Annotated in this window: 22 protein-coding genes; 2 read left to right on the top strand and 20 right to left on the bottom strand. The window is 58.7% G+C overall.

Going from position 1 to position 26,261, the window contains the following annotated elements; translation table 11 throughout:
- Positions 1-238: 238 nt before the first annotated feature.
- From ACJ8QF_RS10100 to ACJ8QF_RS10075, 6 genes are all read right to left on the bottom strand, one after another.
- Entirely contained in the window at positions 239-748 is a 510-nt protein-coding gene (locus ACJ8QF_RS10100) for a DUF1097 domain-containing protein (RefSeq protein WP_049189226.1), read from the bottom strand.
- A 234-nt stretch (positions 749-982) separates the two neighbouring features.
- On the bottom strand, positions 983-2,227 hold the full coding sequence (locus ACJ8QF_RS10095) for an MFS transporter (protein WP_004935980.1): 1,245 nt from the start codon (positions 2,225-2,227) through the stop codon (positions 983-985).
- 137 nt (positions 2,228-2,364) lie between these two features.
- Positions 2,365-2,901 (bottom strand): DUF2938 family protein, encoded by a 537-nt coding sequence (locus tag ACJ8QF_RS10090; RefSeq protein WP_197753381.1) that lies wholly within the window; start codon positions 2,899-2,901, stop codon positions 2,365-2,367.
- A 19-nt stretch (positions 2,902-2,920) separates the two neighbouring features.
- On the bottom strand, positions 2,921-3,784 hold the full coding sequence (locus tag ACJ8QF_RS10085) for a DMT family transporter (protein WP_033645752.1): 864 nt from the start codon (positions 3,782-3,784) through the stop codon (positions 2,921-2,923).
- Positions 3,785-3,827: 43 nt separating this feature from the next.
- Positions 3,828-4,253 (bottom strand): cupin domain-containing protein, encoded by a 426-nt coding sequence (locus tag ACJ8QF_RS10080; RefSeq protein WP_004935988.1) that lies wholly within the window; start codon positions 4,251-4,253, stop codon positions 3,828-3,830.
- An 82-nt stretch (positions 4,254-4,335) separates the two neighbouring features.
- Positions 4,336-6,165, bottom strand: coding sequence for a thiamine pyrophosphate-binding protein (locus ACJ8QF_RS10075; RefSeq protein ID WP_015378575.1), 1,830 nt, complete (start codon positions 6,163-6,165; stop codon positions 4,336-4,338).
- Positions 6,166-6,512: 347 nt separating this feature from the next.
- Between ACJ8QF_RS10075 and ACJ8QF_RS10070 the strand changes: the two genes are divergently transcribed.
- The gene (locus ACJ8QF_RS10070; RefSeq protein ID WP_004935995.1) at positions 6,513-7,385 is read left to right on the top strand and encodes a LysR family transcriptional regulator; all 873 of its coding nucleotides are present in this window, start codon (positions 6,513-6,515) and stop codon (positions 7,383-7,385) included.
- Positions 7,386-7,445: 60 nt separating this feature from the next.
- Here ACJ8QF_RS10070 and nuoN read toward each other — a convergent pair whose 3' ends face one another.
- The 14 genes from nuoN to lrhA form a co-directional block, all read right to left on the bottom strand.
- Complete coding sequence (nuoN, locus tag ACJ8QF_RS10065; RefSeq protein ID WP_004936000.1) at positions 7,446-8,903, bottom strand: NADH-quinone oxidoreductase subunit NuoN; 1,458 nt, start codon at positions 8,901-8,903, stop codon at positions 7,446-7,448.
- 6 nt (positions 8,904-8,909) lie between these two features.
- Complete coding sequence (gene nuoM / locus ACJ8QF_RS10060; RefSeq protein ID WP_004936002.1) at positions 8,910-10,439, bottom strand: NADH-quinone oxidoreductase subunit M; 1,530 nt, start codon at positions 10,437-10,439, stop codon at positions 8,910-8,912.
- 95 nt (positions 10,440-10,534) lie between these two features.
- Positions 10,535-12,382, bottom strand: a complete 1,848-nt coding sequence (nuoL, locus tag ACJ8QF_RS10055) for an NADH-quinone oxidoreductase subunit L (RefSeq protein WP_004936005.1) — start codon at positions 12,380-12,382, stop codon at positions 10,535-10,537.
- Complete coding sequence (gene nuoK, locus ACJ8QF_RS10050; RefSeq protein ID WP_004936014.1) at positions 12,379-12,681, bottom strand: NADH-quinone oxidoreductase subunit NuoK; 303 nt, start codon at positions 12,679-12,681, stop codon at positions 12,379-12,381. The genes nuoL and nuoK overlap by 4 nt, the downstream gene beginning before the upstream one ends.
- Complete coding sequence (gene nuoJ / locus ACJ8QF_RS10045) at positions 12,678-13,235, bottom strand: NADH-quinone oxidoreductase subunit J (protein ID WP_004936018.1); 558 nt, start codon at positions 13,233-13,235, stop codon at positions 12,678-12,680. The genes nuoK and nuoJ overlap by 4 nt, the downstream gene beginning before the upstream one ends.
- Positions 13,236-13,248: 13 nt before the next feature.
- Positions 13,249-13,791: an NADH-quinone oxidoreductase subunit NuoI gene (gene nuoI / locus ACJ8QF_RS10040; protein WP_004936019.1), complete on the bottom strand. Its 543-nt coding sequence runs from the start codon at positions 13,789-13,791 to the stop codon at positions 13,249-13,251.
- A 14-nt stretch (positions 13,792-13,805) separates the two neighbouring features.
- Positions 13,806-14,783: an NADH-quinone oxidoreductase subunit NuoH gene (gene nuoH, locus ACJ8QF_RS10035; RefSeq protein WP_004936022.1), complete on the bottom strand. Its 978-nt coding sequence runs from the start codon at positions 14,781-14,783 to the stop codon at positions 13,806-13,808.
- Entirely contained in the window at positions 14,780-17,518 is a 2,739-nt protein-coding gene (nuoG, locus tag ACJ8QF_RS10030; protein WP_442537492.1) for an NADH-quinone oxidoreductase subunit NuoG, read from the bottom strand. The genes nuoH and nuoG overlap by 4 nt, the downstream gene beginning before the upstream one ends.
- Before the next feature lie 77 nt (positions 17,519-17,595).
- Positions 17,596-18,942, bottom strand: a complete 1,347-nt coding sequence (gene nuoF / locus ACJ8QF_RS10025) for an NADH-quinone oxidoreductase subunit NuoF (protein WP_004936030.1) — start codon at positions 18,940-18,942, stop codon at positions 17,596-17,598.
- The gene (nuoE, locus tag ACJ8QF_RS10020) at positions 18,939-19,490 is read right to left on the bottom strand and encodes an NADH-quinone oxidoreductase subunit NuoE (protein WP_004936034.1); all 552 of its coding nucleotides are present in this window, start codon (positions 19,488-19,490) and stop codon (positions 18,939-18,941) included. The genes nuoF and nuoE overlap by 4 nt, the downstream gene beginning before the upstream one ends.
- A 2-nt stretch (positions 19,491-19,492) precedes the next feature.
- The gene (gene nuoC / locus ACJ8QF_RS10015; RefSeq protein ID WP_004936036.1) at positions 19,493-21,289 is read right to left on the bottom strand and encodes an NADH-quinone oxidoreductase subunit C/D; all 1,797 of its coding nucleotides are present in this window, start codon (positions 21,287-21,289) and stop codon (positions 19,493-19,495) included.
- Positions 21,290-21,385: 96 nt separating this feature from the next.
- Positions 21,386-22,060: a NuoB/complex I 20 kDa subunit family protein gene (locus ACJ8QF_RS10010; protein ID WP_004936039.1), complete on the bottom strand. Its 675-nt coding sequence runs from the start codon at positions 22,058-22,060 to the stop codon at positions 21,386-21,388.
- A gap of 15 nt (positions 22,061-22,075) precedes the next feature.
- Positions 22,076-22,513 (bottom strand): NADH-quinone oxidoreductase subunit NuoA, encoded by a 438-nt coding sequence (nuoA, locus tag ACJ8QF_RS10005; protein WP_004936040.1) that lies wholly within the window; start codon positions 22,511-22,513, stop codon positions 22,076-22,078.
- Positions 22,514-23,221: 708 nt separating this feature from the next.
- The gene (gene lrhA / locus ACJ8QF_RS10000; protein ID WP_197753383.1) at positions 23,222-24,166 is read right to left on the bottom strand and encodes a transcriptional regulator LrhA; all 945 of its coding nucleotides are present in this window, start codon (positions 24,164-24,166) and stop codon (positions 23,222-23,224) included.
- An 855-nt stretch (positions 24,167-25,021) separates the two neighbouring features.
- On the opposite strand from lrhA, the gene ACJ8QF_RS09995 reads away from it, so the two are divergent.
- Positions 25,022-26,236, top strand: a complete 1,215-nt coding sequence (locus ACJ8QF_RS09995) for a pyridoxal phosphate-dependent aminotransferase (RefSeq protein ID WP_004936047.1) — start codon at positions 25,022-25,024, stop codon at positions 26,234-26,236.
- Positions 26,237-26,261: the final 25 nt, after the last annotated feature.

Here is a 26,261-nt window from a genome sequence, read left to right as displayed (position 1 = left end):
CACGCAGGCAGTCAGCGGGTAAAACTTATCTATCCGATTGAAAAACGGTTATTTTCAATAGAAGTACATTCATTGTTATCGCTAAATTGATGGGTTAACATGCCGCTATCCCCCTTGCCGCGCCGCCCGTGAAGGCCACCGAATGAAACACCTCCGCGTTACGCGACAGGACATCGCACAATGGGCCGGCGTAACCCAAACGCCGGGTAACCAAACGCTGGTGGTGAACTGCCGTCTCTCACTCGGCGGCACCGTTTGAGCCGGCATTCGGACCAATCTGCGGCGTAGCGCGGGCTTTTTCGCTGCGCGCCGCCCACCACAGACCGCTGTTTTTCATCGCATAGCCGAATAGCAGGCCCACCAGCAGGGAAAGCGTCACCAGCGGCCAATCACCGCCGCCGGCGAAGGTCGCACAGGCGCCGATAAAGGTGCCGGGCACGAACCCCAGCCACTGCTGTTTGGCCTGAATGCACATCAGGAACGCCACGACGCCGGTCAGCAGATACCCCAGCAGATTCCACTGCGGCGCCAGTTCGCTGCCGTGGATGATCGCCATTGCCCAGAAGACGCCGCTGCAGCAGGTCAACGCGCCGATCAACAGCCCTTTCAGCCCGCCCTGCGGGCAGGCGAAATATGCCGTGCAGCCGAGAAAACCGGCCCAACCGATCAGCCCCAGGCTGACGGCAACCCAGCCCCAAACGCCGGAGAGGATCCCGGTAGTAACGGCAATGGCGAAAAGAACGTTCATAAAGTGACCTGCGGAAAAAATAAAGCGCGCAGTTTACCCGAAGCGAGTGATTTTTTCGTGACTAAAATCACGAAAAAAATGCAAATAAGGAAATGTAAATATCAAAAAAGCAATTTGTATCACAAAAAAAGCCAGCGTGACGAGCACGCTGGAATAACACAACACCAGGGAAATCACGATCTCAAATGAAATGCCTACATGCGACGCCTGTCGCCCCCCTCCCGAACGCCGGTTTCAGCGAGGGAAGCCCGCACGCGTTACCATGACGCTCAACATCAAACAAATCACGGCGCTGCTCAGGAATAACAAGTGGGTCGCCAAATGCAAATCGGCGTGGTCGATCACAACGCCCAACAGGATCGGCACCCAGTTAGCGATATACGCGATCACGTAGAACAGGGAGATCAAACGCGCATGGCTGGCTTTCGGTGAAATCAGATTCACCAGCGTGGCGCTGCCGACGAAGATCGCGCCATAGGCGTAACCGGCGATCACCATGCCTGCGGCGGCCAGCGCCAGCGAATGGATCTGAATCGCCACGGCGAACACCCCGACCGACAAAGCCTGAGCCAGGCAGCCGAACATCAGCGAATGGCGGGCGTTGATGCGACGACTCAAAATCTGGCTGATGCCGGCAATCACCAGATAGACGGCGACCACATAGCCAAAGACGCCACGGCTCTGCATATCCAACAGTTTTTCGGCGACGCTCGGCCCTATCGCCAGAATGCTGGCGGCAACCGCCCAACAAATGAACAATGCCCCGGCGCACAGGAAGAATTTGCCGCCGGTCGCGCGCAGGCCATCCGCCAGAGAGCTTTTCGCCACCGGCGCGTTATCCGCCGCTGCACTATCGGCCTGCGCCGCCACCGCCTCTCGCGGCCAGCGCAGCATCACGCCCAGTGCGGCGACGGCGGCAATGGCCATGATGATGATGAACGGCAATGACGTGGTATGAAAACCGGTTTGCAGTGCGACGCCGCTAAAGATCGGGCCCAGGGCCAATCCGGTGGTAAAGGACAGCGTCGCGATCAACGCCGCATTTTTTCCGCCGTCCTGCGGCCCGAAACGCACCAACGCGATATTCGCCGCACCGGTCAGGGCGCCGGTGCCGACGCCGGCCAGCAGCCGTGCCATAAACATCATGAAGAACGACGACGCCACCGAAAACAGCAGCGCGCCAAGCAACACCACCAACAGCGCCGGCACGATCATGCTGCGCAGGTCTTTTACTTTCCCCGCCATATTGCCTACGCCGAACAGCGAAATCAGCACGCCGGCGGCATAAGCGCCGTAGATGATCGTCAGGCTGACCGAGCTCAACGCCAGCTCATGTTGATAAAGCGGATAAAGCGGCGTCGGCGCGCTGCTGTTCAACAGCGCTGACATCAATGCCAACGCCAGAAACAGCAAGATAGCGAAATGCGATGTACCCGCCTTCGCTTTAGCCGTTTCTTCAACGGCGATACTTTCTGACATGTTCAACTCCCGAATCGATCAGGCATTCGCCCTAAATAAATGCGTCTTCCCGCATGCCTCGCGGCTTCAGGAAGCGCGCTTATCATAGCGTTGGGCTATCACGCCCAAAATAACCAAGAATGCATCATCGTGATTCATTAATGCAGCATCGCAGCGTCAGGCATGCATTTCTGCAGCATGCGACACCGCCAAGCGATGGCGCAACCGCCCAATGCCACGCCATACACTGCATGGTTGGCCAGGCTGGCGATCAGCAAAGCCGGATTTTTGCCGGCCATTCCCCAAAGCCCCAACCCCACCGAGGGATAAATGAAGCACAGCGAGATCAGCGAACAGGCCAGGCCATACGTCAGCGCCCCGACGAGCAGGCCGCCCCCCGACTTAACGCGCGGGCAGATCAGGCAATAGAACGGGATCGCCAGGCTAATGCCGGCAAAATAGTGCGCGCCGTAGCCCATCATCAGAGCCTCTGGCACATCGGGAATGTCGCCAGGCCGCAAAAACCAAAATCGCCCCTGCAGCCATTGATTCATCAGTTTGCCGATGAAGGCCAGGTTGAGCTTGCCGATGAGACCGACGCTGGAGGCAACACTGTTCACCCCATCCATCGTCAGCGTCGCCACTATGCCAAACAAGACCGCCATCGCCATGACGCCAACCGGACGCATGTTCATTGTTTCGTTCCTTATCACGTTATGCCACCGCCGCCTGCTCGGACTTGGCCGAAGCACGCTTGCGCACCGCCAACGCGCCGGACAACACGATCAGCGCCATACCGGCGGCGGCGATATAAGACAGCTGCTCGCCAAATATCAGATAGCCAAGCAGCGTAGAGAAAATAATGGTGCTGTAAGAGAGAATGCTGACAATCACCGCATTGCCGCCCCCGTAGGCGCGAGTCATGGCGATCTGCCCCAGACTGCCGAAGACGCCAATGGCGCAGACGCACAGCAGCATTGCGCCGTCCAGCAAGGAAAAGCCCAGCAACGCAGTCATCAGGCCGCCAACCAGCGTTCCCACCAGCGAGAAATAGAACACCACGCGCAGTTCCGGCTCACCGCGCCGCACCAGCTTGCCGACGTTAAAGTAAGCCAGCGCGGTCAACAAACCGGCCGCCAGCCCGACCAGCGTGGCAACGTACTCCCCGTTGGGGGCGTCGGGGCGCAGCAAGACCAAAATGCCGGTAAAGCCCAACAGCACGGAAAACAACAGCCGACCGGTCAGCTGCCCTCGGGTCGTGATGAACGCGATCGCTGACTGAAAGAGGGGGTTGGTATAACCCAACGTGGTGGCGGTGGCGATCGGCAGATGTATCAGCGAATAAAAACCGCAGTACATCGCCGCATTGCCTATCGCCGCCCGCTTCATATGCAATCCGAGATGACGGGTGCGAAAACCGAGGCGCTGGATCTTGATCAGCGCCGCGACGATCAGCACATTGATGAGAGAACGATAAAAAATGATGTCGAAAAATCCGACCGTCGTCGACGCCAACTTGATGCAAGCACCCATCAGCGCAAAGAATCCGCTGGCGACGACCATCCACAAAGCTACCATGATCTTCTCTTATTAACGGCCTTTGGACAGGGCCGTATCAACACTACCCGGCGGCTTTCACCGTCAACGGTTTATCGTCCGCGCAAGCGAAGAACACCAGCATTTCGGCGCCTTGCTCGCCGGAAACGCCCTGATGCACGATATCCACGGTATCGGTAAACGAATCCCCCTGCCGGAACGTGCGGCGTTCACCGGTTTTCCTGACGGTGAGCGAAACGCTGCCGCCGCTCATGTACACTGCGCTGATGCAAGGATGCGTATGCCAGGCCAGTACCTTGTTCGGCTCTACCGTCACCTTCAGCATGGTGATCTGCGGCGCGCCTGCGGGATACTGACGATATGCCGAGCCCTCCCATGCGCTGTCGGTCTTGAGCAACGTCGTTTTGACGATGCCTTCGCCATGCCCCTCGGCAGCCTGAACCGGCCCCTGAAATACTGCCAACAATGCCAAAATGCCCCACTTAACCATCTTATCGCTCCCTGACTGCCGCGAGTAAAAATGCCAGGCGCCGCGCGCGGTGAACCTGGCGAGTTGAAAAAACAGCGTTGTGCTACAGTCCTTTGATGCGCTGCTCGTATTCTGCGATGCTCTCGGCGTAGTAGCGGTTAGGCGCCGCAAAGTTGCCCACCATCACTTCGATGAGGTACGGCCCCGGATGTTTCGCTGCGGCGCCGAGGGCCTCGTCCAGATCCTCCAGCGTCTCCGCCTTCGCGGAGGCGACCCCCAGGCTGTTGGCAAACGCTTTCCAGTCATGGTTGGGCAAGGCGGTATAGTCGGCGGAAATGCCGCGATTTTGCAGCGTGTCGATGTGCATGGCGCCGTGCGCGCTGTTGTTCATCACCACGAACACCACCTTCACGCCATAACGCGCGGCGGTCTGAATTTCGATGCCGTGCATCAGCATGCAACCGTCGCCGGTCACCACGAGGCAATCCCGCTGCGGTGCCGCCAGCTTGATGCCGATGCCCGCGCAAATGGCCCACCCCATCGGCGCCAGGGAGCTGGAGGTGTGATAATCCCCCCGCCCGGCCGCCAGCCAGTGATGCGCCATGAAAATGCGGTGTGCGCCCGAATCGACCACGACGTTGGTATCCGGGTTCATGCGGCTGCGAATGTGTTTAATCGCATCGCCGGGATACAGCCGGCTTTCGCCCTGGGCGATGCGCGCCTGCAACGTCGGCTGCGGCTGTTCCAGCGGCAGTGCGCGAACCCCTTCCAACCAGGCGTCACGCAGGTGAGCCGCGTCGCCAAGACGCGCGTCCTCATCGCCAACCGCGGCCAACAAACAGTGCAACGTACCGCTCAGGCTGGAAAATATCTGCAGATCCGGCTGGTAATGCGAGCTCACTTTGTCGAAGTCTTCATCGATCGCCACCAGCGTTTTATTGCCGTGCAGTCTCGGGTTCCAGTTCAGACTGTCGCGCTGGCTGAGATCGCAGCCCAGCACCAGCAGCACGTCAACGCCTTCACCGTTGAGGGTTTCTACCGCGCGGGCATGGCCGGCAAAACCGTAGACCCCTAATGCCAGGGCGTGCCCTTCGGGAAACGCGCCCTTGCCGGACAACGTCGTGGCGACAGGCAAGCGGTATTTTTCCGCTACCCGCAACAACAGCGCGGCATCCTGCGGATTGTTCATCCGGTTGCCCACCAGGCAGGCGACGTTGAGACCGCGCAGCAGATAATCATGCAGCAGCTGTTCCACCGCTTGCACATCCACGGCCGCTTCACGGTGCTGCGGCACTCGCTCAGGCTGGTCGCGACGATCGCCGAACGCGGTTTTCTTCTGCATGTCGACCGGCACGCTCAGATAGGCGCGCCCTTTCCGCTGTGGGTTCAGGCTGGAGAGGCTGCGGCGCAGCTCATGCTGCAAGGTCAGGTTGTTTTTCGTTTCTATCGCGGCGCAAAGCAACGGTTTGACGATGGTCAGCTCATCGATGCCGCTGTTGCTGCCGTCCTGAAAAGCGCCCTGCGCCTCATGATAGGTGGCGATGCTGCCGGCCAGGTACAGCACGGGGATCTTATCGGCTTGCGCGGCGGCCATCGCCGGCAGGAAATTCATGGTGCCGGGGCCTGAAATGCCCAAACAGACGCCAAACTTTCGGCTGGCGCGGGCATAGCCATCGGCCATAAATCCGCATGCGGTTTCATGGGCACCGACGATGCCGACAATCTCGGAACGGTCAATAGAAGTGATTAACGGATAAACCAGTTTGCCAGGGACCAAAAAGATATGTTGAATGCCGCGCGCTGCAAGGCCTTGAATAATGACATCGGCGTTGTTGCGTTCCATCTTCTCGGCGCCTGGCGCCACGGTAACTCTGACTCCGTCCTCCGTCGCCAACGCAACGGGGGGGCACAGCATCTCTGCGTGAGACTCCATTTTTTTATATCCAGTCATATCATCGTGAGCTAACTTGATTCAGAGTCGATCCCACTTGGCGGTCGCCCAGAAATAACGGGAACCGGCTCTTATTCGTATTGCTTATGCATTAGGGTGGCCTTGGTGTAAAATGTGCGTCGGGTCGCAGCATAAGCGCCGATAAGAATAAGCATTACCAGACAAAAATAAAGGTGCAAAACCGCTTCACGGTGATGCATTTATACATATCCTGAAACATTATAAATAATGATGATACGAAGCATTTTTTTCGGTCTCCACACCAGAATAAACACCGCATCACACCGCTTCCTTCCCCCTCCCGCCAGTCTGTACAGAGGAGGTGCGCAATGAACTGGGACGACGCCCGATTTTTTCTCGCCGTTGCGCGCTGCGGCACGCTACGCAAAGCCGCCAGCCAGCTGCATGTCGATCAGGCGACCGTCGGCCGACGGCTTTCCGCTTTCGAAGATGCGCTCGGCTCCAAGCTGTTTATCCGCACGCCGAAATCCTTCGCCCTCAGTCCGCTGGGGGAAGAAATGCTGGCGGACGTGATGAAGATGGAAAATGCGGTGCAGGCGATCAACCGTAAAGCCGCCAGCGGCGACGAAAGCCTGTGCGGCAACGTGCGCATCGCCACCACCGATACCCTGGCCGAAGCCTTCGTGATGCCTGCGCTGCAAGATCTGCGGGAACGCTATCCGGCCATCACCGTCACGCTGCTGACGGCGGTCAACATCGCCGATATTTCTTACCACGGCGCAGATCTGGCGATCCGCGGCGCCCGTCCCGATGACGATGAGCTGATCATCAAACGGTTAGCCACCATCGAAATGGGCCTGTATGCCACTCAGCACTACTTGGCACGGCGCGGCATGCCGGTCAAGGGCGAGCAGTTGCGCGGCCACGATCTGCTGATGTTCCCGCGCGAGCTGGTGCCGCGTCACTGGAACAATTTCTGCGGCGAGGCCCTGCACGAGCCCAACGTCGTGCTGCAATGCAATTCGCAGCTGCTGCTGCGTTCCGCCACCCGCAGCGGGCTGGGCATCGGCCTGCTCTCCGCTTTTTTGGCGGACAAAGACCCGGAACTGGTGCGTCTGTTCCCGGAGAACAAAGACTGGGTGGATATCTGGCTGGTGCTGCATCCCGATTTGCAACGCGCCGCCCGCGTGCGCGCGGTGGTGCAGGCGCTGGAAACGTCGTTTAGCGCCCATTACGGCTGAGTGCCGTTTCGCCCATAAAAAAAGGCCGCCGAAGCGACCTTTTTACCGTCTGAAGCGTTATCAGAACGTCGGCTGCGCCATCTGCACCAGCGAAATCAGCGGCTGCGGATAAACACCCAACAGCAGCACCAGCGCGGCGGAGATCAGCACCACGACGCCACCGGCGGTCAACGCCCAGTTGTTCGGGGTGTCGCGCTGCAGCGATTCCGGCGCGCTGAGGAACAGGCTGACGGTCACGCGCAGGTAGTAGTACAGACCGATGGCGCTGCCTACCACGACTGCGCCGGTCAGCCACCACAGGTGTGCGCTGACGCCCATCGCGATCACGAAGAACTTACCGATAAAGCCCAGCGTCATCGGAATACCGGCCAGCGACAGCATCATCACCGTCATCACCGCGGACAAGATTGGCTTATGCCAGAACAGACCGCGGTAAGAGAACAGCGAATCCGCATCCGGGCCGCGGTACGGGCTGGACATCAGGCTGACCACGCCGAAGGCGCCCAGGCTGCTGAACAGGTAACCGGCCAGGTAAACGCCGGCGGTTTCCAGCGACAGCTGATGGGTTTGCACCGCAATCAGCGCCACCAGCAGGTAGCCCAGGTGAGCGATCGACGAGTAGCCCAGCAGACGCTTGATGTTGGTCTGGCTGATGGCCATCAGGTTGCCGAACAAGATAGAGCAGAACGCGATGATCGACAGCACCATGCGCAGCGCTTCGTTGTCGGCGGCCGGGGCATACAGGAACAGACGCATCACGACCGCGAAGATTGCGATCTTGCTGGCGGTCGCCAGGAAGGTCGAGACCGGCGCAGGCGCGCCCTGATACACGTCAGGCGTCCACAGTTGGAACGGCACCAGCGACAGCTTGAAGCCCAGACCGACGATCATCATGCCCATGCCGGCCAGGATCAGCGGCTGGTGCATCATGTTTTCCTGCAGGCTCTTGCCGAGGCCGGCCAGCGACAGATCGCCGGATTCAGCATACAGCAGCGCCATGCCGAACAGCAGGAACGACGACGCGGCGGCGGACAGCAGCATGTACTTGATGGCGGCTTCCAGCGGGCGCTTCTGGCGATAGGCGTAGCCCACCAGGCCGAACAGCGGCAGCGAGATAAGCTCGATACCGATGAACAGCGAAGCCAGATGGTTGGCGCTCGCCAGCAGGATGCCGCCCAGGGCGGCGATCAGCACCAGCAGGTAGAACTCTTCGCGGTTATCCGGATAGCCGACCAGCCACGGATAGGCGAAGGTGCAGGTCGCCAGACTCGCCAGCAGCACCAGCCCGGTGTAGAACATCGAGTAGCCGTCAACCCGCAGCAGCGGGGTGACGTCCATTGGGCCTGCCTGGCCGACAAAGTACAGCGAAAGCAGCGCCAGGTTGAGACCGATCACGGTCAGGGTGGCGTTGATAAAGTGGTCGCGTCGCCACGCAATGCCTAGCATCACAACCACCACCGTCAATCCGACGATCAACAGCGGCAGCAGTGCGATCAGTTGTTGAGGAGTTATTGTCATGGCGAATTACGGCCTTGTTGTTGAAATTGCTGAAACTGACGAACCAAACCAGTGTTGCACGTTGCTCATCGCCGCGTTGGAAGTATCCAGAATCGGCTGCGGGTAAACCCCCAGCAGAACCAGCAACACCACCAGCAGCAGAATGATGAACAGTTCGCGCGCGGTCATGCCCTGCAGCGGCTGGTCTGACTTAGGCGCACCGTAGTAAGCGCGCTGCATCATGATCAGCGAGTAAACCGAAGCGAACACCAGACCGAAGGTGGAGATCACGGTGATCACCGGCACCACCTGGTAGCTGCCGAACAGAATCATGAATTCGCCGACGAAGTTACCGGTACCCGGCATCCCCAGCGTAGCCACGGCGAAGAACAGCGACAGCGCAGGGATGAACTTGATACGCCCCCACAGGCCGCCCATCTGACGCATGTCGCGGGTGTGCAGACGTTCATACAGCTGGCCGCAGATGATAAACATGCCGGCGGCGGACAGACCGTGCGCGATCATCTGGATCACGGCGCCCTGGTAAGCCAGCTGGCTGCCGGTGTAGATGGCGATCAGCACGAAGCCCATGTGCGAGACCGAGGTGTAAGCGATAAGACGCTTGATGTCGGTCTGCGCGAACGCCATCCAGGCGCCGTAGAAGATACCGACCACGCCCAGCCACATGGCGATTGGGGCGAACTCGTGTGAAGCCTCAGGGAACAGCGGCAGGCTGAAACGCAGCAGGCCGTAGGCCGCGGTTTTCAGCAAGATGCCCGCCAGGTCGACGGAACCTGCGGTCGGCGCCTGGCTGTGCGCGTCCGGCAACCAGCCGTGCAGCGGCACCACCGGCATTTTCACCGCGAAGGCGATGAAGAAGCCCAGCATCAGCAGATATTGCACGTTGTGGGACATCGGCGTTTGCAGCAGGTCTTCGTAATCGAAGGTCCACACGCCGGTGGCGTTGTAGTGCACGAACACCAGGCCCAGGATCGCAATCAGCATCACCAGACCGCTGGCCTGGGTGTAGATGAAGAACTTGGTCGCCGCGGTGATGCGGGTTTTACCGTCCGACGCCTTGTGGCCCCACAGCGCGATCAGGAAGTACATCGGCACCAACATCATTTCCCAGAAGAAGAAGAACAGGAACATGTCGATGGCGAGGAACACGCCGATAACGCCGCCCAGGATCCACAGCAGGTTGAGGTGGAAGAAGCCCTGATACTTCTGGATTTCACGCCAGGAACAGAGGATCGCCAGCACGCCCAGCAGACCGGTCAACACCACCATCAGCAGCGACAGACCGTCCAGCGCCAGGTGGATGGAGATGCCGAAGCGCGGGATCCACGGCAGCAGGAATTCGCTCTGCCACTGCGGAATGCCTTTCGGCGTGGTCAATGTATAGCCGCCCTGCATCCACAGCTGCAGAGAGAGCGCCAACGTCAGCCCCATTGCGATCAGCGCTATCCAGCGCGGCACCTTAGTACCGAAGCGCTCAAGCTGCCAGCACAGCAGACCGCCGATAAAGGGGATAAGAATTAGCCAAGGTAATAGCATGGCGTTTTGTGTCCCTTATACGAATAATTTCAAACTTTGTACGTAGCGCCTGCCCGGCGCTACGCCCGAAAAATGCGTCTGTTTAAATTATTCAATTAAACCAGAATCAACAGAGCCAATACGACCACTGCACCCACACCCATAGACGCTATATACCAACGCACCTGGCCGTTCTCGCTCACCGTCAGACCGCGGTTCCCCCAGCGGGAGAAGACGGCCGGCAGGTTCATCAGCGAGTTCAGCGGATCGCGTTGCAGCAGCTTCGCAATGCCCAGATACGGCTTGACGAATACTTTGTCATACAGCCAGTCGAAGCCCCAGGCATGGAACCACCAGGTCGAGAAGAAACGCCCCGGCGCGCTGTTGGCGATGCTGTTGACCAGGCTGCGTTTGCCCAGCCACAGCGCGGCCGCCAGCAGAATGCCGACGATAGCCACCACGCCGGAGGTGATTTCAAGCCGCAGCACGCTGCCGTGCGCCAGCTCGGTCGTCTCCGGCAGCACGCCCTGCAACGGCGGCACGATCATCGCGCCGACGAAGGTGGACAGCACCAGCAGAACCAGCAGCGGCAGGTGGTGAGTGATGCCTTTACCGGCATGCGCTTTGATTTTCTCTTCGCCATGGAACACGATGAAAATCATACGGAAGGTGTACAGCGAGGTCATGAACGCACCGACCAGGCCGGCAACCATCAGGTTGATGTGGCCGTTGGCCATCGCGCCCGCCAGGATCTCGTCCTTACTGAAGAAGCCGGCCGTGACCAGCGGCAACGCAGACAGCGCCGCGCCGCCCACCAGGAAGCAGACGTACACCAGCGGGATGCTCTTGCGCAGGCCGCCCATCTTGAAGATGTTTTGCTCGTGGTGGCAGGCCAGGATCACCGAACCGGACGACAGGAACAGCAGCGCCTTGAAGAACGCGTGAGTCATCAGGTGGAAGATCGCCGCGTCCCATGCCTGCACGCCCAGCGCCAGGAACATGTAACCGATCTGGCTCATGGTGGAGTAAGCGAGCACGCGCTTGATGTCGGTCTGCACCAGCGCGGCGAAGCCGGCCAGCAGCAGAGTGACCGCACCGACGATGCCCACCAGGTGCAGCACTTCCGGCGCCATCAGGAACAGGCCGTGCGTGCGGGCGATCAGGTAGACGCCTGCGGTCACCATGGTTGCCGCGTGGATCAGTGCGGAAACCGGGGTTGGGCCCGCCATCGCGTCCGCCAGCCAGGTTTGCAACGGCAGCTGCGCCGATTTACCGACCGCGCCGCCCAGCAGCATCAGCGTCGCCCAGGTGATGGCCGTATCGCCCACCGCCAGTTTCTGCGGCGCCAGGATCATCAGCTCGCGGATGTTCAGCGTGCCCAGCTCGTTGTAGAGGATGAACAGCGCGAACGCCAGGAACACGTCGCCCACGCGGGTGACGATAAAGGCTTTCATCGCCGCCGCGCCGTTGGCCGGATCTTTGTAGTAGAAGCCGATCAACAGGTAGCTGCACAGGCCCACGCCTTCCCAACCCAGATACATCAGCAGCAGGTTGTCCGCCAGCACCAGGACCACCATGCTGGCGATAAACAGGTTGGTGTAGGCGAAGAAGCGCGAATAGCCCTCTTCACCGCGCATGTACCAGGAAGCGAACATGTGGATGAAGAAGCCGACGCCGGTGACCACCGACAGCATGGTCAGCGACAGGCCGTCCAGCACCAGAGTCACGCCGATATTGAAGTTGCCGACGGCCATCCAGGTCCACAGGCTTTGCTCGAACAGCTGCACGCCGGCGGCTTTCTGGGCGAAGAAATCCATCGCCACATACACCGTGACCAGCGCAGCCAGGCCGATAGAACCCACGCCGACGGTGGCCGCCGTGTTCTCAGACCAGCGACCGCGGGAAAATGCCAACAGCAGGAACCCGATCAGCGGTAGCAGAATTGTTAAATATAATAGGTTCATCCGCGCATCTCACTGACAGTATCAATATTCAGGGTATGACGACGACGGTAGAGCTGCAGCAGCAGCGCCAGGCCGATACTGGCCTCGGCTGCCGCCAGGCTGATCGCCAGGATGTACATCACCTGCCCGTCCGCCTGGCCCCAGTAGCTTCCCGCCACGATAAACGCCAACGCCGCAGCGTTGATCATCACTTCCAGGCTGATCAGCATAAACAGCAGGTTGCGGCGCACCAGCAGCCCGGTCAACCCGAGCACAAACAGGATAGCCGCCAGGATCAGGCCGTGTTGAAGAGGGATCATGCTTGCTCCTCCGATTTTCTTCTCGCCATTTCGCCACCCACCGGCGCGTTGCTCAGCACCTCGCCAGGCTTGTGCTCGCGGCCGATATGGAAGGCGACAACCAGACCCGCCAACAGCAGCATTGAAGCCAGCTCAACCGCCAGTACGTAAGGCCCGAACAGGCTGATGCCCACCGCCTTCGCGTCAACCATCTCACCGCTGATGCCCTGATCGGATACGCTGCGGATCGCAACGATCAATACCACCAGCAGCGCCAGTGACAGCAGGCCAGGCCCGATCCACACCGTCGGCTTCATCCAGTCGCGCTCTTGCTGCTGCACGTTGCCGAGGTTCAGCATCATCACCACGAACACGAACAGCACCATGATGGCGCCCGCATAAACGATGATTTCCAATGCGGCGGCAAAGTAGGCGCCGAGAGAGAAGAAGACTGCCGAGATCGCCAATAACGAGACGATCAGATACAGCAGCGCATGCACAGGGTTGGTATGGGTGATCACGCGAATCGTCGCGGCCACCGCAATCAAACCTGCCAGATAAAATGCAATTTCCATGCTTGCTGGCTCCTTAGGGCAACAGACCTTTGACGTCGATCGGTTTGGCTTCGTTTTCGGCTTCGCCTTTGGCTTTGCCGTCAATCGCCATACCGGCCATCCGGTAGAAGTTATATTCCGGATATTTACCCGGCCCCGAGATCAACAGATCTTCTTTTTCGTACACCAGATCCTGACGCTTGTACTCGCCCAGTTCGAAATCCGGCGTCAGCTGGATAGCGGTAGTCGGGCAAGCCTCTTCGCACAGGCCGCAGAAGATGCAGCGCGAAAAGTTGATGCGGAAGAACTCCGGATACCAACGGCCGTCTTTCTGTTCTGCCTTTTGCAGCGAGATACAGCCGACCGGGCAGGCAACCGCACACAGGTTACAGGCGACGCAGCGCTCTTCGCCGTCCGGATCGCGCGTCAGCACGATGCGGCCGCGGTAGCGTGGCGGCAGGTACACCGGTTCTTCCGGATACATCTGGGTTTCGCGCTTGGCGAAGGCATGCATGCCAATCATCCAAATGCTGCGCATCTGGGTGCCGAAACCAACCACTAACTCTTTCAATGTCATGGTTTATTCACCCCTTATTGAGCGTTGTACAAAATGACCGCGGCGGTTGCCAGCAAGTTCAGCAGCGTCAGCGGCAGGCACACTTTCCAGCCGAAGGACATCACCTGGTCATAACGCGGACGCGGCAGCGCGGCGCGGATCAGGATGAACATCATCATGAAGAAGGCCGTTTTCAACGCGAACCAGATGAATGGCGGCAGGAACGGACCCTGCCAGCCGCCGAAGAACAACGTCACAATCAGGGCGGACACGGTGACGATACCGATGTATTCCCCCACGAAGAACAGACCGAACTTCATGCCGGAATATTCGATGTGGTAACCGTCGGCCAGTTCCTGCTCGGCTTCCGGCTGGTCAAACGGGTGACGGTGACACACCGCCACACCGGCGATCGCGAAGGTCACGAAGCCGAAGAACTGCGGAATGACGTTCCAGACGTGCGCCTGAGATTCAACGATGGCCTGCATGTTGAACGAATCCGCCTGCATCACCACGCCCATCAGCGACAGGCCGATGAACACTTCGTAGCTCAGGGTTTGCGCGGAGGCGCGCATCGCGCCCAACAGCGAGTATTTGTTGTTGCTCGACCAGCCGGCGAACAGCACGGCGTACACCGCCAGGCCAGCCATCATCAGGAAGAACAGAATACCGATGTTGAGATCGGACACCGCCCAGGTCGGGCTGACCGGCACGATGGCAAATGCCAGCAACAGGGAAGTAAAGGCGATCATCGGCGCCAGGGTGAAGATCACCCGGTCGGAGAATCTCGGCACCCAGTCTTCCTTGAAGAACATTTTGATCATGTCGGCGACCAGCTGCAGCGAGCCGCCCCAGCCTACGCGGTTCGGTCCGTAACGGTTCTGGAACAGGCCGAGCAGGCGGCGTTCGCCGAAGCTCATGAATGCCCCGCACGCCACGACCACCAACAGGATCACGACCGCTTTAAGAATGGCGATCAAGATGTCGATCACCTCAGGGGTAAACCAGCTCATCGTGCCGCCTCCCGCAGATTGTCTACCTTAGCACCCACCAAAATCGGCGGGATCCCTGGCAAGCCGAGCGGCAAACCAACCTGGCCCTGGGTCAGGGTTTCACTCAGACGCACCGGCAGACGCAAGGTCTGGCCCGCACAGCTGAACTCCACCAGGCTGCCCGCGTTGACGCCAAGCGTCGCCGCGTCGGCCGGGTTGACCATCACGTAGGCTTCCGGCATGCGCTGCTGGATCACGTGAGAGCGCTGCGACATTTCATCGCTGCCGAACAGGTGGTAGTAAGGCGCGACACGCCAGCCGTCGTTCGGATTGAAGGCGGCTGGCACGCGGTCGAAGTAACCGAGGCTGCCCTCCCCCGCTTCGATCAGGCGCACGCCCGGATCGCCGTGGCGCAGTTTGCCGCCCACTTCGGCCTGGAACTTGTTCCATGCCTGCGGTGAGTTCCAGCCTGGCGCCCAGGCGAACGGGATCTGCTGACGATCGGCCAGCGGGCTGTTGTTCCCTTCCATCGAGAAGGCGAACATGGTGTCTTTATCCTGCGGCTGACGCGGCTCGTGCACGCTGATGTTGGCGCGCATGGCGGTACGGCCGCTGGAACGGTGCGGCGAACGCGCCAGCTTCTGACCGCGAATGCGGAACGTCGCGTCCGGCGCGGCATCGACGATGCCCTGCAGCTGCGGCAACGCGGCGACGCAAGCGGCGATCACGTCATCGAGCTGGGTCCAGTCCACGTGGCGGCTGGTGTAGGTGGAGTGCAGCGAGTGCATCCAGCGCCAGCTTTCCAGCATCACGGTGAACTGATTCTTCTTGGCGTCGTCGTAATAAGCCGGATCGTATACCTGGAAGAAGCGCTGCGCGCGGCCTTCCTGGTTGATCAGCGTACCGTCGCTCTCGGCGAAGCTGGCCGAGGAGAGGATCAGATTGGCTTTGTCCATGATCGCGGTGCGCTGGTGATCGGCGACGATCAGGTTATTGACCTTGGCCAACGCCGCGTCCACCTGCGCCGCCGGCGCATGGCGATAGAGATCGTTTTCCATCACGATGGCGGTGTCGGCTGCGCCGCTCGCCAGCTGTTCCAGCGCCTGATCGAGCGAACCGCCGCCGATCATCGCCAAACCCATGCTGTTGGCTGCGCCCGCCACGAAGGTGATGCCGACATCGGAACCGCGGCCCTTCAACGCTTTGGCGATGTTGGCCGCCGCTTCGATGATGGCTTCGCTGCCGGCGTTGCTGCCGGTCACGATCAGCGGTTTGCGTGCGCCGGTCAGCGCCTGCACGATGATGTCGACTTTCTTGTTCAGGCCTTCAGCCAGATCGTTCACCGCCGGTGCCGCGCTATCCAGCGCGTGCGCGATGGCGAAGCCGAAGCGCGCCTGCTCGTCTACCGGCGCGCGGTAGTTCCAGGCGGCGATGTCGTCCAGGCGGGTGTTGTCGACGTTGGTGGTAAACAGCGGGTACTTGGCGTGCTGACCGATGTTCTGCACCGCCGCGATCTGCCAGTCGGCCACGCGTTGCGCCGCCGCCATCGCGCGGGCTTTGCCCTTGACGGCCTGGCGCACAGACAGCGCGATGCGCGCGCCGGTTTGCGTCAGGTCTTCGCCCAGCACCAGCACCGCGTCGTAATCTTCGATCTCACGCAGCGCCGGCGTATGAACGCCGCCGTTCTTCAGCACGTTCAGCATCAGCGCCAGGCGTGATTGCTCCGCCTGAGCGATACCGGTGTAGTAGTTCTCGGCGCCGACCAGCTCGCGCAGCGCGAAGTTGCTTTCCAGGCTGGCGCGCGGGGAGCCGATGCCGATGGTTTTCTTCGCCTGACGCAGGATGTCCGCCGCGCCCTGCATCGCCTGCTCGGCGTTCAGGATGATCCAGTCGTCGCCGCGCAGCTGCTGCGGTTGACGCGGACGATCTTTCTGGTTGACGTAGCCGTAACCGAAACGGCCGCGGTCGCACAGGAAGTAGTGGTTCACGCTGCCGTTGTAACGGTTTTCGATACGGCGCAGCTCGCCATAGCGCTCACCCGGGCTGGTGTTACAGCCGATGCTGCACTGCTGGCAAATGCTCGGTGCGAACTGCATGTCCCATTTACGGTTGTAGCGTTCGGAGTGCGTTTTGTCGGTGAAAACGCCGGTCGGGCACACTTCCACCAGGTTGCCGGAGAACTCGCTTTCCAGCGTGCCGCTTTCCGGGCGACCAAAGTAGACGTTGTCGTGCGCGCCGTACACGCCGAAGTCGGTGCCGTCCGCATAGTCTTTGTAGTAACGCACGCAGCGGTAGCAGGCGATGCAGCGGTTCATCTCGTGCGAGATAAACGGCCCCAGTTCCTGGTTGTTGTGGGTGCGCTTGGTGAAGCGGTAGCGGCGGAAGCTGTGGCCGGTCATTACCGTCATATCCTGCAGGTGACAGTTACCGCCTTCTTCACACACCGGGCAATCGTGCGGGTGGTTGGTCATCAACCACTCGACCACGCTTTCACGGAACTGCTTCGCTTCGCCATCATCGATAGAGATGAAGGTGCCATCGGATGCCGGGGTCATACAGGACATCACCAAACGGCCGCGCGTATCTTCCGCGTTTTGGTATTGCTTTACCGCACATTGGCGGCAAGCGCCGACGCTTCCCAGCGCCGGATGCCAGCAAAAGTAAGGAATATCAAGGCCGAGGGAGAGACAAGCCTGCAGCAGGTTGTCCGCCCCGTCTACCTCATACTCTTTGCCGTCTACATGAATCGTAGCCATAGTCAGCATGCTTCCAAGTGGCCTGCCTTGCGGCAGGCGTTAATCAAAAATTCTGGCCGTGTTCGGGCGAATTCGGCTTACCAGCGCTGCTTCAGCAGATTGTTCGGCTGAATGCCGCCAATCGCATGGGCGTTGCCGAAGTGCTGCACGGCGATACCCGCCTCGAACTCTTCACGGAAATATTTAATCGCGCTTTGCAGTGGCTCTACGGCACCTGGCGCGTGGGCGCAGAAGGTTTTGCCCGGGCCGAGGGAACGGCACAGCTGTTCGAGGGTTTCGATATCCCCCGGCTGCCCTTCGCCGTTTTCCAACGCACGCAGGATCTTCACGCTCCACGGCAGGCCGTCGCGGCATGGCGTACACCAGCCGCAGGACTCGCGGGCGAAGAACTCTTCCAGGTTGCGCACCAGCGGCACCATGCCGATTTCGTGGTCTACCGCCATCGCCAGCGCGGTGCCGAGACGGCTGCCGGCTTTGCCGATTGCGCCGTATTCCATCGGCAGATCGAGGTGATCGGCGGTCAGGAAGTCGGTGCCCGCGCCGCCCGGCTGCCAGGCTTTGAAGCGCAGACCGTCGCGCATGCCGCCGGCGTAGTCTTCCAGAATTTCACGCGCGGTGGTGCCGAACGGCAGCTCCCAGACGCCCGGATTTTTCACCCGGCCGGAGAAGCCCATCAGCTTGGTGCCTTTGTCTTCACTGCCGGAGATGCCGGTGTACCACTCCACGCCGTTCGCCAAAATGGCCGGCACGTTGCACAGCGTTTCGACGTTGTTGACGCAGGTCGGCTTGCCCCACACGCCGGCGCTGGCCGGGAATGGCGGCTTGGAGCGCGGGTTGGCGCGGCGGCCTTCCAGCGAGTTGATCAGCGCGGTTTCTTCGCCGCAGATGTAACGGCCGGCACCGGTGTGCACGATCAGCTCGAAATCAAATCCGGTGCCGAGAATGTTCTTGCCCAGATAGCCGGCTTCGGTGGCTTCCGCGATGGCGCGACGCAGGTGCGCCGCCGCTTCGATGTACTCACCGCGCAGGAAGATGTAGCCACGGTAGGCTTTCAGCGCGAACGCGGAGATCAGCATGCCTTCCACCAGCAGGTGCGGCAGCTGCTCCATCAGCAGGCGGTCTTTATAGGTGCCCGGCTCCATCTCATCGGCGTTACACAGCAGGTAACGGATGTTCATGGATTCGTCCTTCGGCATCAGGCTCCACTTCAAACCGGTGGAGAAGCCCGCGCCGCCGCGGCCCTTCAGCCCGGAATCTTTCACCAGGCTGACGATCTCGTCGGGCGCCAGGCCCTTCAGGGCCTTTTCCGCACCGGCATAGCCGTTTTTGCTGCGGTATTCATCCAGCCACAGCGGCTGCTTGTCATCGCGCAGACGCCAGGTCAGCGGATGCGTTTCGGGAGTGCGTACAATGTGCTTGGTCATTGATACTGCTCCAGTAGCGTCTCGATATCTTCAGGCTTCAGCTGACTGTGAGTGTCCTCATCAATCATCATGGTCGGCCCTTTATCGCAGTTGCCCAGACAGCAGGTCGGCAACAGCGTGAAGCGGCCATCAAAGGTGGTTTGACCCGGTTTGATGTTCAGCTTCTTCTCGATAGCGGCCTGAATGCCCTGGTAACCGGTGATGTGACAAACAACGCTGTCACAATAACGGATCACGTGACGTCCTACTGGCTGACGGAAAATCTGGCTGTAGAACGTGGCCACGCCTTCTACGTCGCTGGCGGGGATGCCCAGCACTTCCGCGATGGCGTAAATCGCACCGTCCGGAACCCAGCCGCGCTGCTTCTGCACAATTTTCAGTGCTTCGATGGAAGCGGCGCGCGGATCCTCGTAATGGTGCTTTTCGTGCTCGATCGCATCACGTTCTTCCGCGCTCAGTACAAATGCATCAACGCCGCTCTGAGGAGCGGCTGCGTTGATGGGCTCGAGCGCATCATTGACTGCGTGATTGTCTTTTTGATCATGCATAGTTAGCGGTCCACATCTGACATTACAAAATCGATACTACCCAGATAGACGATCAGGTCGGAAACCAGGCTGCCTCGGATGACCGATGGGATCTGCTGCAGGTGCGCAAAGCTCGGCGTACGTACCCGGGTGCGGTAGCTCATGGTGCTGCCGTCGCTGGTCAGGTAGTAGCTGTTGATCCCTTTGGTGGCTTCAATCATCTGGAATGATTCGTTGGCTGGCATCACCGGGCCCCAGGAAACCTGCAGGAAGTGGGTGATCAGCGTTTCAATGTGCTGCAGCGTGCGCTCTTTCGGCGGCGGCGTGGTCAGCGGGTGATCGGCCTTGAACGGGCCTTCCGGCATGTTGTTCAGGCACTGTTCGAGGATGCGCAGGCTCTGGCGCAGCTCTTCCACCTTCAGCATCACGCGGGTGTAGCAGTCGCTGGTGCCGTCGCCGACCGGCACTTCGAAGTCGAAGTTCTCGTAGCCGGAGTACGGACGCCATTTACGCACGTCGAACTCAACGCCGGTCGCGCGCAGGCCGGCACCGGTCACGCCCCACTCCAGCGCTTCTTTGGCGTTGTAAGACGCGACGCCGATGGAGCGGCCTTTCAGGATGCTGTTCTTCAGCGCCGCTTTCACGTAGGAGTCCAGACGCTTCGGCATCCAGTCGAGGAATTCACGCAGCAGGCGATCCCAGCCGCGCGGCAGATCGTGCGCGACGCCGCCGATGCGGAACCAGGCCGGGTGCATACGGAAACCGGTGATCGCTTCCACCAGATCATAAATCTTCTGACGGTCTGTAAACGCGAAGAACACCGGGGTCATCGCGCCGACGTCCTGAATGAAGGTGGAGATGTACAGCAGGTGGCTGTTGATGCGGAACAGCTCGGACAGCATCACGCGGATGGTGTCGACGCGCTCAGGCACCTTGATGCCGGCCAGCTTTTCAACCGCCAACACGTAAGGCATTTCGTTCACGCAGCCGCCGAGGTACTCGATGCGATCGGTGTACGGAATGTAGCTGTGCCAGGATTGACGCTCGCCCATCTTCTCGGCGCCGCGGTGGTGATAGCCGATATCCGGCACGCAGTCGACGATCTCTTCGCCGTCCAGCTGCAGAATGATGCGGAACGCACCGTGCGCGGACGGGTGGTTCGGGCCGAGGTTGAGGAACATGAAGTCTTCGTTCTCGGTGCCGCGCTTCATGCCCCAGTCTTCCGGCTTGAAGGTCAGCGCTTCCATCTCCAGATCTTCTTTCTGCTTGGTCAGCACGAAAGGATCGAATTCAGTGGCGCGCGCCGGGTAGTCCTTACGCAGCGGGTGCCCTTCCCAGGTCTGCGGCATCATGATGCGCGACAGGTGCGGGTGGCCGTCGAAGGTGATGCCGAACATTTCCCAGGTCTCGCGCTCATACCAGTTGGCGTTCGGGAACACCTTGGTCGCCGTCGGCACGTGCAGGTCTTTTTCAGACAGCGCCACCTTCAGCATGATGTCGCGGTTGCGTTCGATGGAAATCAGATGGTAGAAAACGGAGAAATCCGCAGCGGGCAGGCCGTCGCGGTGGGTGCGAAGACGTTCGTCCACGCCATGCAGATCGAACAGCATGACATACGGCTTCGGCTGTTTTCTCAGGAACGTCATTACTTCCAGTAACTGGTCAGGTTTAACCCATACCACGGGCATGCCGGTGCGGGTGGCCTGAACAGTAAAGGCTTCCGGCCCAAAACGGTTGCGCAGTTCGCCGATCACCGGGTCGTCAAGGTGATCTCGGGTCTGCCAGGCAGGCAAGGCGTCGTGCGTCGTCAAATCTGTCATAATTTTTTTTCACCACACTAAAGGGTTATTCGCCGCAAGTTTCACTTTTCGCTGTGTTAACCAATAGCGCACTAAGATGGACGTTAAATGAACGTCTTAAATCTCGTCAGGCGTCCGGAGGTTGGTCACCGCGATGCGCTCGCCGTGTTTACGCTCTCTTTCAGACTGCATATTGGCGCGGTAAACGCCCTGATCGCCGACAACCCACGACAGCGGGCGACGTTCTTTGCCGATGGATTCCTGCAGCAGCATCAGCGCTTGCATGTAAGCTTCCGGACGCGGTGGGCAGCCGGGAATGTACACGTCGACCGGCAGGAACTTGTCCACGCCCTGCACCACGGAATAGATGTCGTACATACCGCCGGAGTTGGCACAGGCGCCCATCGAGATCACCCACTTGGGCTCCAGCATCTGCTCGTACAGGCGTTGGATGACCGGAGCCATCTTGGTGAAGCAGGTGCCGGCCACCACCATCAGGTCAGCCTGACGCGGGGAGGCGCGCAACACTTCCGCACCGAAACGCGCCACGTCGTGAACGGCGGTAAACGACGTCACCATCTCCACGTAACAGCACGAAAGGCCGAAGTTATACGGCCAAATAGAGTTTTTACGCCCCCAGTTCACCATGTCATGCAGCGCATGTTCGAGTTTACCCATGTAAACCGTGCGGTGAACCTGTTGTTCCAGGGGATCGGCGACGATCTCCTGTTTTTGCAGGGGATAACGGTCGTTCTCACCGTTCGGGTCTATGCGGGTGAGCGTATAGTCCATCTTAATGCCTCGCTGTTACTGCGGATGACTGTTGGTGTTAGTGATCGTGCTCGGTTTGCTGCGGCGTTGGGAACGCGCCGGAGTCCAATCCAACGCGCCGATGCGCACCAGATAAACCAGACCGGCCAATAGCACCAAAATGAAAATGGCGGCTTCGATAAAGCCCACCCAGCCGCTCTCGCGAATCGAGACCGACCAGGCATACAGGTATAAGGCTTCAACGTCGAAAATAACGAAGAACATGGCCACCAGGTAAAACTTGGCGGACAAGCGCATGCGCGCCGTGCCGACGGAGTCGATACCTGATTCAAACGGGGTGTGTTTGGCGCGCGCCCGGGCTCTCCCGCCCAAGAAGAACGCACCCAGCAGCATTAAGCCGCAAAGCCCGATAGCCACGACGAGAAATACGGCGAGCGCCCAGTGATGAGCGATAACTTCAGTGGTTGTTGACATACTCTATGCTTACTCATCAAAAGTGGCGTCGATCGCACTGCTCTTGTCACCGGCAGTTAGTGCGCCACATCGATTTAAGGGAAGGATAAATAACCACACAAACAAACTGCTTTTACAGCGAGTTAGGCAGCGTTTTTCTGTGGGCTTTTTACTCCTTTCTATAACCTTTTGTCAACTTTGACAAAAGTATCTACACACTAGTTTACATACGTATCATTTGATTAACATTTGATGCGCCAGGGACAGGCTAAATCGTGTCAGTTAATTTTTGTGTAGAAACAGATAGATATAAACCAACATGCACATTTCAGTTTTACTATACCATTGTCTCAGGAATTCCCTGTTCTTCCACTCACTACCTAGGGGTATTTTTTTGATCCAGGACACGTTTTCAGCATAAATCCTCAAAAAAAGTGTGGCCCTTTAACAATTTTCCTCAAATTAAGCCGCAAAAACGGCCGTCATAAGCTAACAAAATAACCCTGCTATTACCATGCCTTTAACTCATTCAATCTTATTGTTCAAAAAATAAACCCAGCATCTTAAACCCGGTCAAATTCTCTTTTCAGCAACGCTTAAAAGTTAACAAAACAGCCAACTCATAACAAAATCGTCATTAAACCCCTATAACAGTAAAAATCGCCAAAAAAAGGGCAAAAAAAACCTCCGCCGAAGCAGAGGTTTTTCATCAGATATCACGCCGCGGCGTTATTCTTCTTCGTCCACCAGGCTGGCATCATCCTGATCGCCCTGGAGACCGGCTTCCGCGCCGTTGAAGCCATAGCTGTCATTGCCGCCCTGCATCGCGCTGAAGATGGCCATTGCCAGTTCGTTGCTGCACTGCGCGTTTTTGCACAGCGCATACTGGGTATCCGGCAGCGGCGGCAAACCTTCCACCGCGCCCAGCACCCGCAGATCGGGGCTCATCATCTCGATCGGCCGCGCGGTCACGCCCAGGCCAGCCTTACAGGCCGCCCGCACCGCAGACAGCGTGGAGGCGACGTAGGCGATACGCCACGGGATACCGGCTTCGTCCAACTGTTTGATCGCCAGCGCGCGGAACGGGCTTGGTTCATCCATCACCACCAGCGGGATAGGTTCGCCGGCCTGATAGTGGTAATCGGCAGCGCAGTACCACAGCGTCGGCGACGTGCGCAGCACGATGTGCGGGTGCCCGGCCGGATCGGCCGTGGTCACCGCCAGATCGATCTCACCCTCTTCCAGCAGATCGACCATCGTCGTGCTGCGCTTTACGCGCACGTCAATGGCCAGCTTCGGATAGATGGCGGTCACGCGGTTCAACAGGAAAGGCAGAATGGTATCGGCGGTGTCGTCGGAAGCGCCGATGGTCAGAACACCTTTAATATTGTTGTACATCAGCGAGGTACAGGCTTCGTCGTTAAAGCGCAGGATCTTCCTGGCATAACCGAGAAGCTGAATACCATGCTCAGTCAGGAGTTTGTTGCGCCCATGGCGGGCAAACAATTCTTTGCCGACCAGTTGCTCTAATCGCTGCATTTGTTGGCTGACGGCTGATTGCGTACGGCAAACGGCAACAGCCGCCGCCGCGAAGGTATTCAAATCAGCAACCGCAACAAAGGTTCTTAGCAGATCGAGGTCGAGATTAAGTATCGGACGATTTGCAGTTGTCATAGTGTATTCTTCACTTTTTTAAATTCTAATTTACGAACTACTACCCTGGTGTGTTTCTCAGACGCCGTTGAAAAGGACGGAGCCTGTTATGACAGTACCCCACTCATAAGTGGAGGGCAAAAAAATTACTTATGATTCGTTACCTCTATCGCCTTTTAAAATGCGATCTATCGATGGTGCTTATAGAACGCGGGGGACTGAATACCGGTGGAAAGGGAAAACCCCCACCGAACCTGAGATTTTACTCATTGATACCGCCTAATTTCCACTCCATTCGTGCTACTGAGAATCCTTATCAACCGGCGTTCAGACTGCATTTACGAGCAAGAAATATAAATAATTAACGGCACCCACTTCGTGTTATCACTCAATGAATTTAATAAATTCAATCAGTAAGATTTTTACTTTAAATAATAATCCTATAACCACATAAACAATGCTTAAGCTGAAATATAAAGTAAAGCTAATGTAAATATGCCATTTTCTTAGTGTGGTGCGCTAACCGGCAACCCGCTATCAGACAACTCCGGTATTATCGTTCCTTTACAGTTTATTGAAGCCCATTCTCACTTTCGGCTTATCATTTCACTGCTACCGGCCGCGATCGCCGGCACGTCTCGTTTATCGACACGCAATTTCACAGAACAAAACCCTAGTAAAATTATAGTTCATGAAATTATGAACCACAAAATAACTTTACCTTTGCTTATCATAACTAAAATCCCCCGTTACGACATGCATTTGCACCAAAGGCGTGCAAAACCCTTCAAAAGCAACTACGCCAGGAGTACATTGGGCGGGTTGCGGCGTCCCACGGTAGGAGCGCCCCTATCCCAGCAAAAGGCTCAACTTTTTATGTCCCCCATTGAGAAATCCAGCAAACTGGACAACGTCTGCTATGACATTCGCGGCCCGGTGCTTAAAGAAGCTAAACGTCTTGAAGAAGAAGGCAACAAAGTCCTGAAACTGAACATCGGCAACCCTGCCCCGTTCGGTTTCGACGCCCCGGACGAAATCCTGGTCGACGTGATCCGCAATCTGCCCACGGCGCAAGGTTACTCCGATTCCAAAGGCCTCTTCTCGGCGCGTAAAGCGATCATGCAGCACTATCAGGCGCGCAACATGCGTGACGTGACCGTTGAGGATATCTACATTGGCAACGGCGTCTCCGAGCTGATCGTTCAATCCATGCAGGCGCTGCTCAACAGCGGCGACGAAATGCTGGTGCCGGCGCCGGACTATCCGCTGTGGACCGCCGCGGTCTCGCTGTCCGGCGGCAAGGCCGTACATTACCTGTGCGATGAGCAGGCCGGCTGGTTCCCGGATCTGGACGACATCATCAGCAAGATCACCCCGCGCACCCGCGGCATCGTGATCATCAACCCGAACAACCCGACCGGCGCGGTGTACAGTAAAGCGCTGCTGGAGCAGATCGTCGAGATCGCCCGCCAACACAACCTGATCATCTTCGCCGACGAAATCTACGACAAGATCCTGTATGACGAAGCGGAGCATCATTCGATCGCTGCGCTGGCGCCGGATCTGTTGACCGTGACCTTCAACGGCCTGTCGAAAACCTACCGCGTGGCGGGCTTCCGTCAAGGCTGGATGGTGCTGAACGGGCCGAAGAAGCACGCCAAAGGCTATATCGAAGGGCTGGAGATGCTGGCTTCGATGCGCCTGTGCGCCAACGTGCCGATGCAGCACGCCATTCAGACCGCGCTGGGCGGTTATCAAAGCATCAGCGAATTCATTCAGCCCGGCGGCCGTCTGTACGAACAGCGCAACCGCACCTGGGAACTGCTCAACGACATTCCGGGCGTCTCATGCGTGAAGCCGCAGGGCGCGCTGTATATGTTCCCGCGCATCGATGCCAAACGCTTCAATATCCATGACGACCAGAAACTGGTACTGGATCTGCTGCTGCAGGAAAAAGTGCTGCTGGTGCAGGGGACCGCATTCAACTGGCCCTACCCGGATCACGTGCGTATCGTCACCCTGCCGCGCGTAGACGAGCTGGAAATGGCGGTCGGCAAGCTGGGCCGTTTCCTTGAAGGTTACCATCAGTAATCGCCTGGGGTGCAGCGCCTTGCTG

The organism is Serratia sp. CY81684 (assembly GCF_052166595.1).
GTDB lineage: Bacteria > Pseudomonadota > Gammaproteobacteria > Enterobacterales > Enterobacteriaceae > Serratia > Serratia nematodiphila.
Note: the sequence above shows the minus strand (reverse complement) of the source record. Positions and strands in the feature narration are given on the sequence as shown.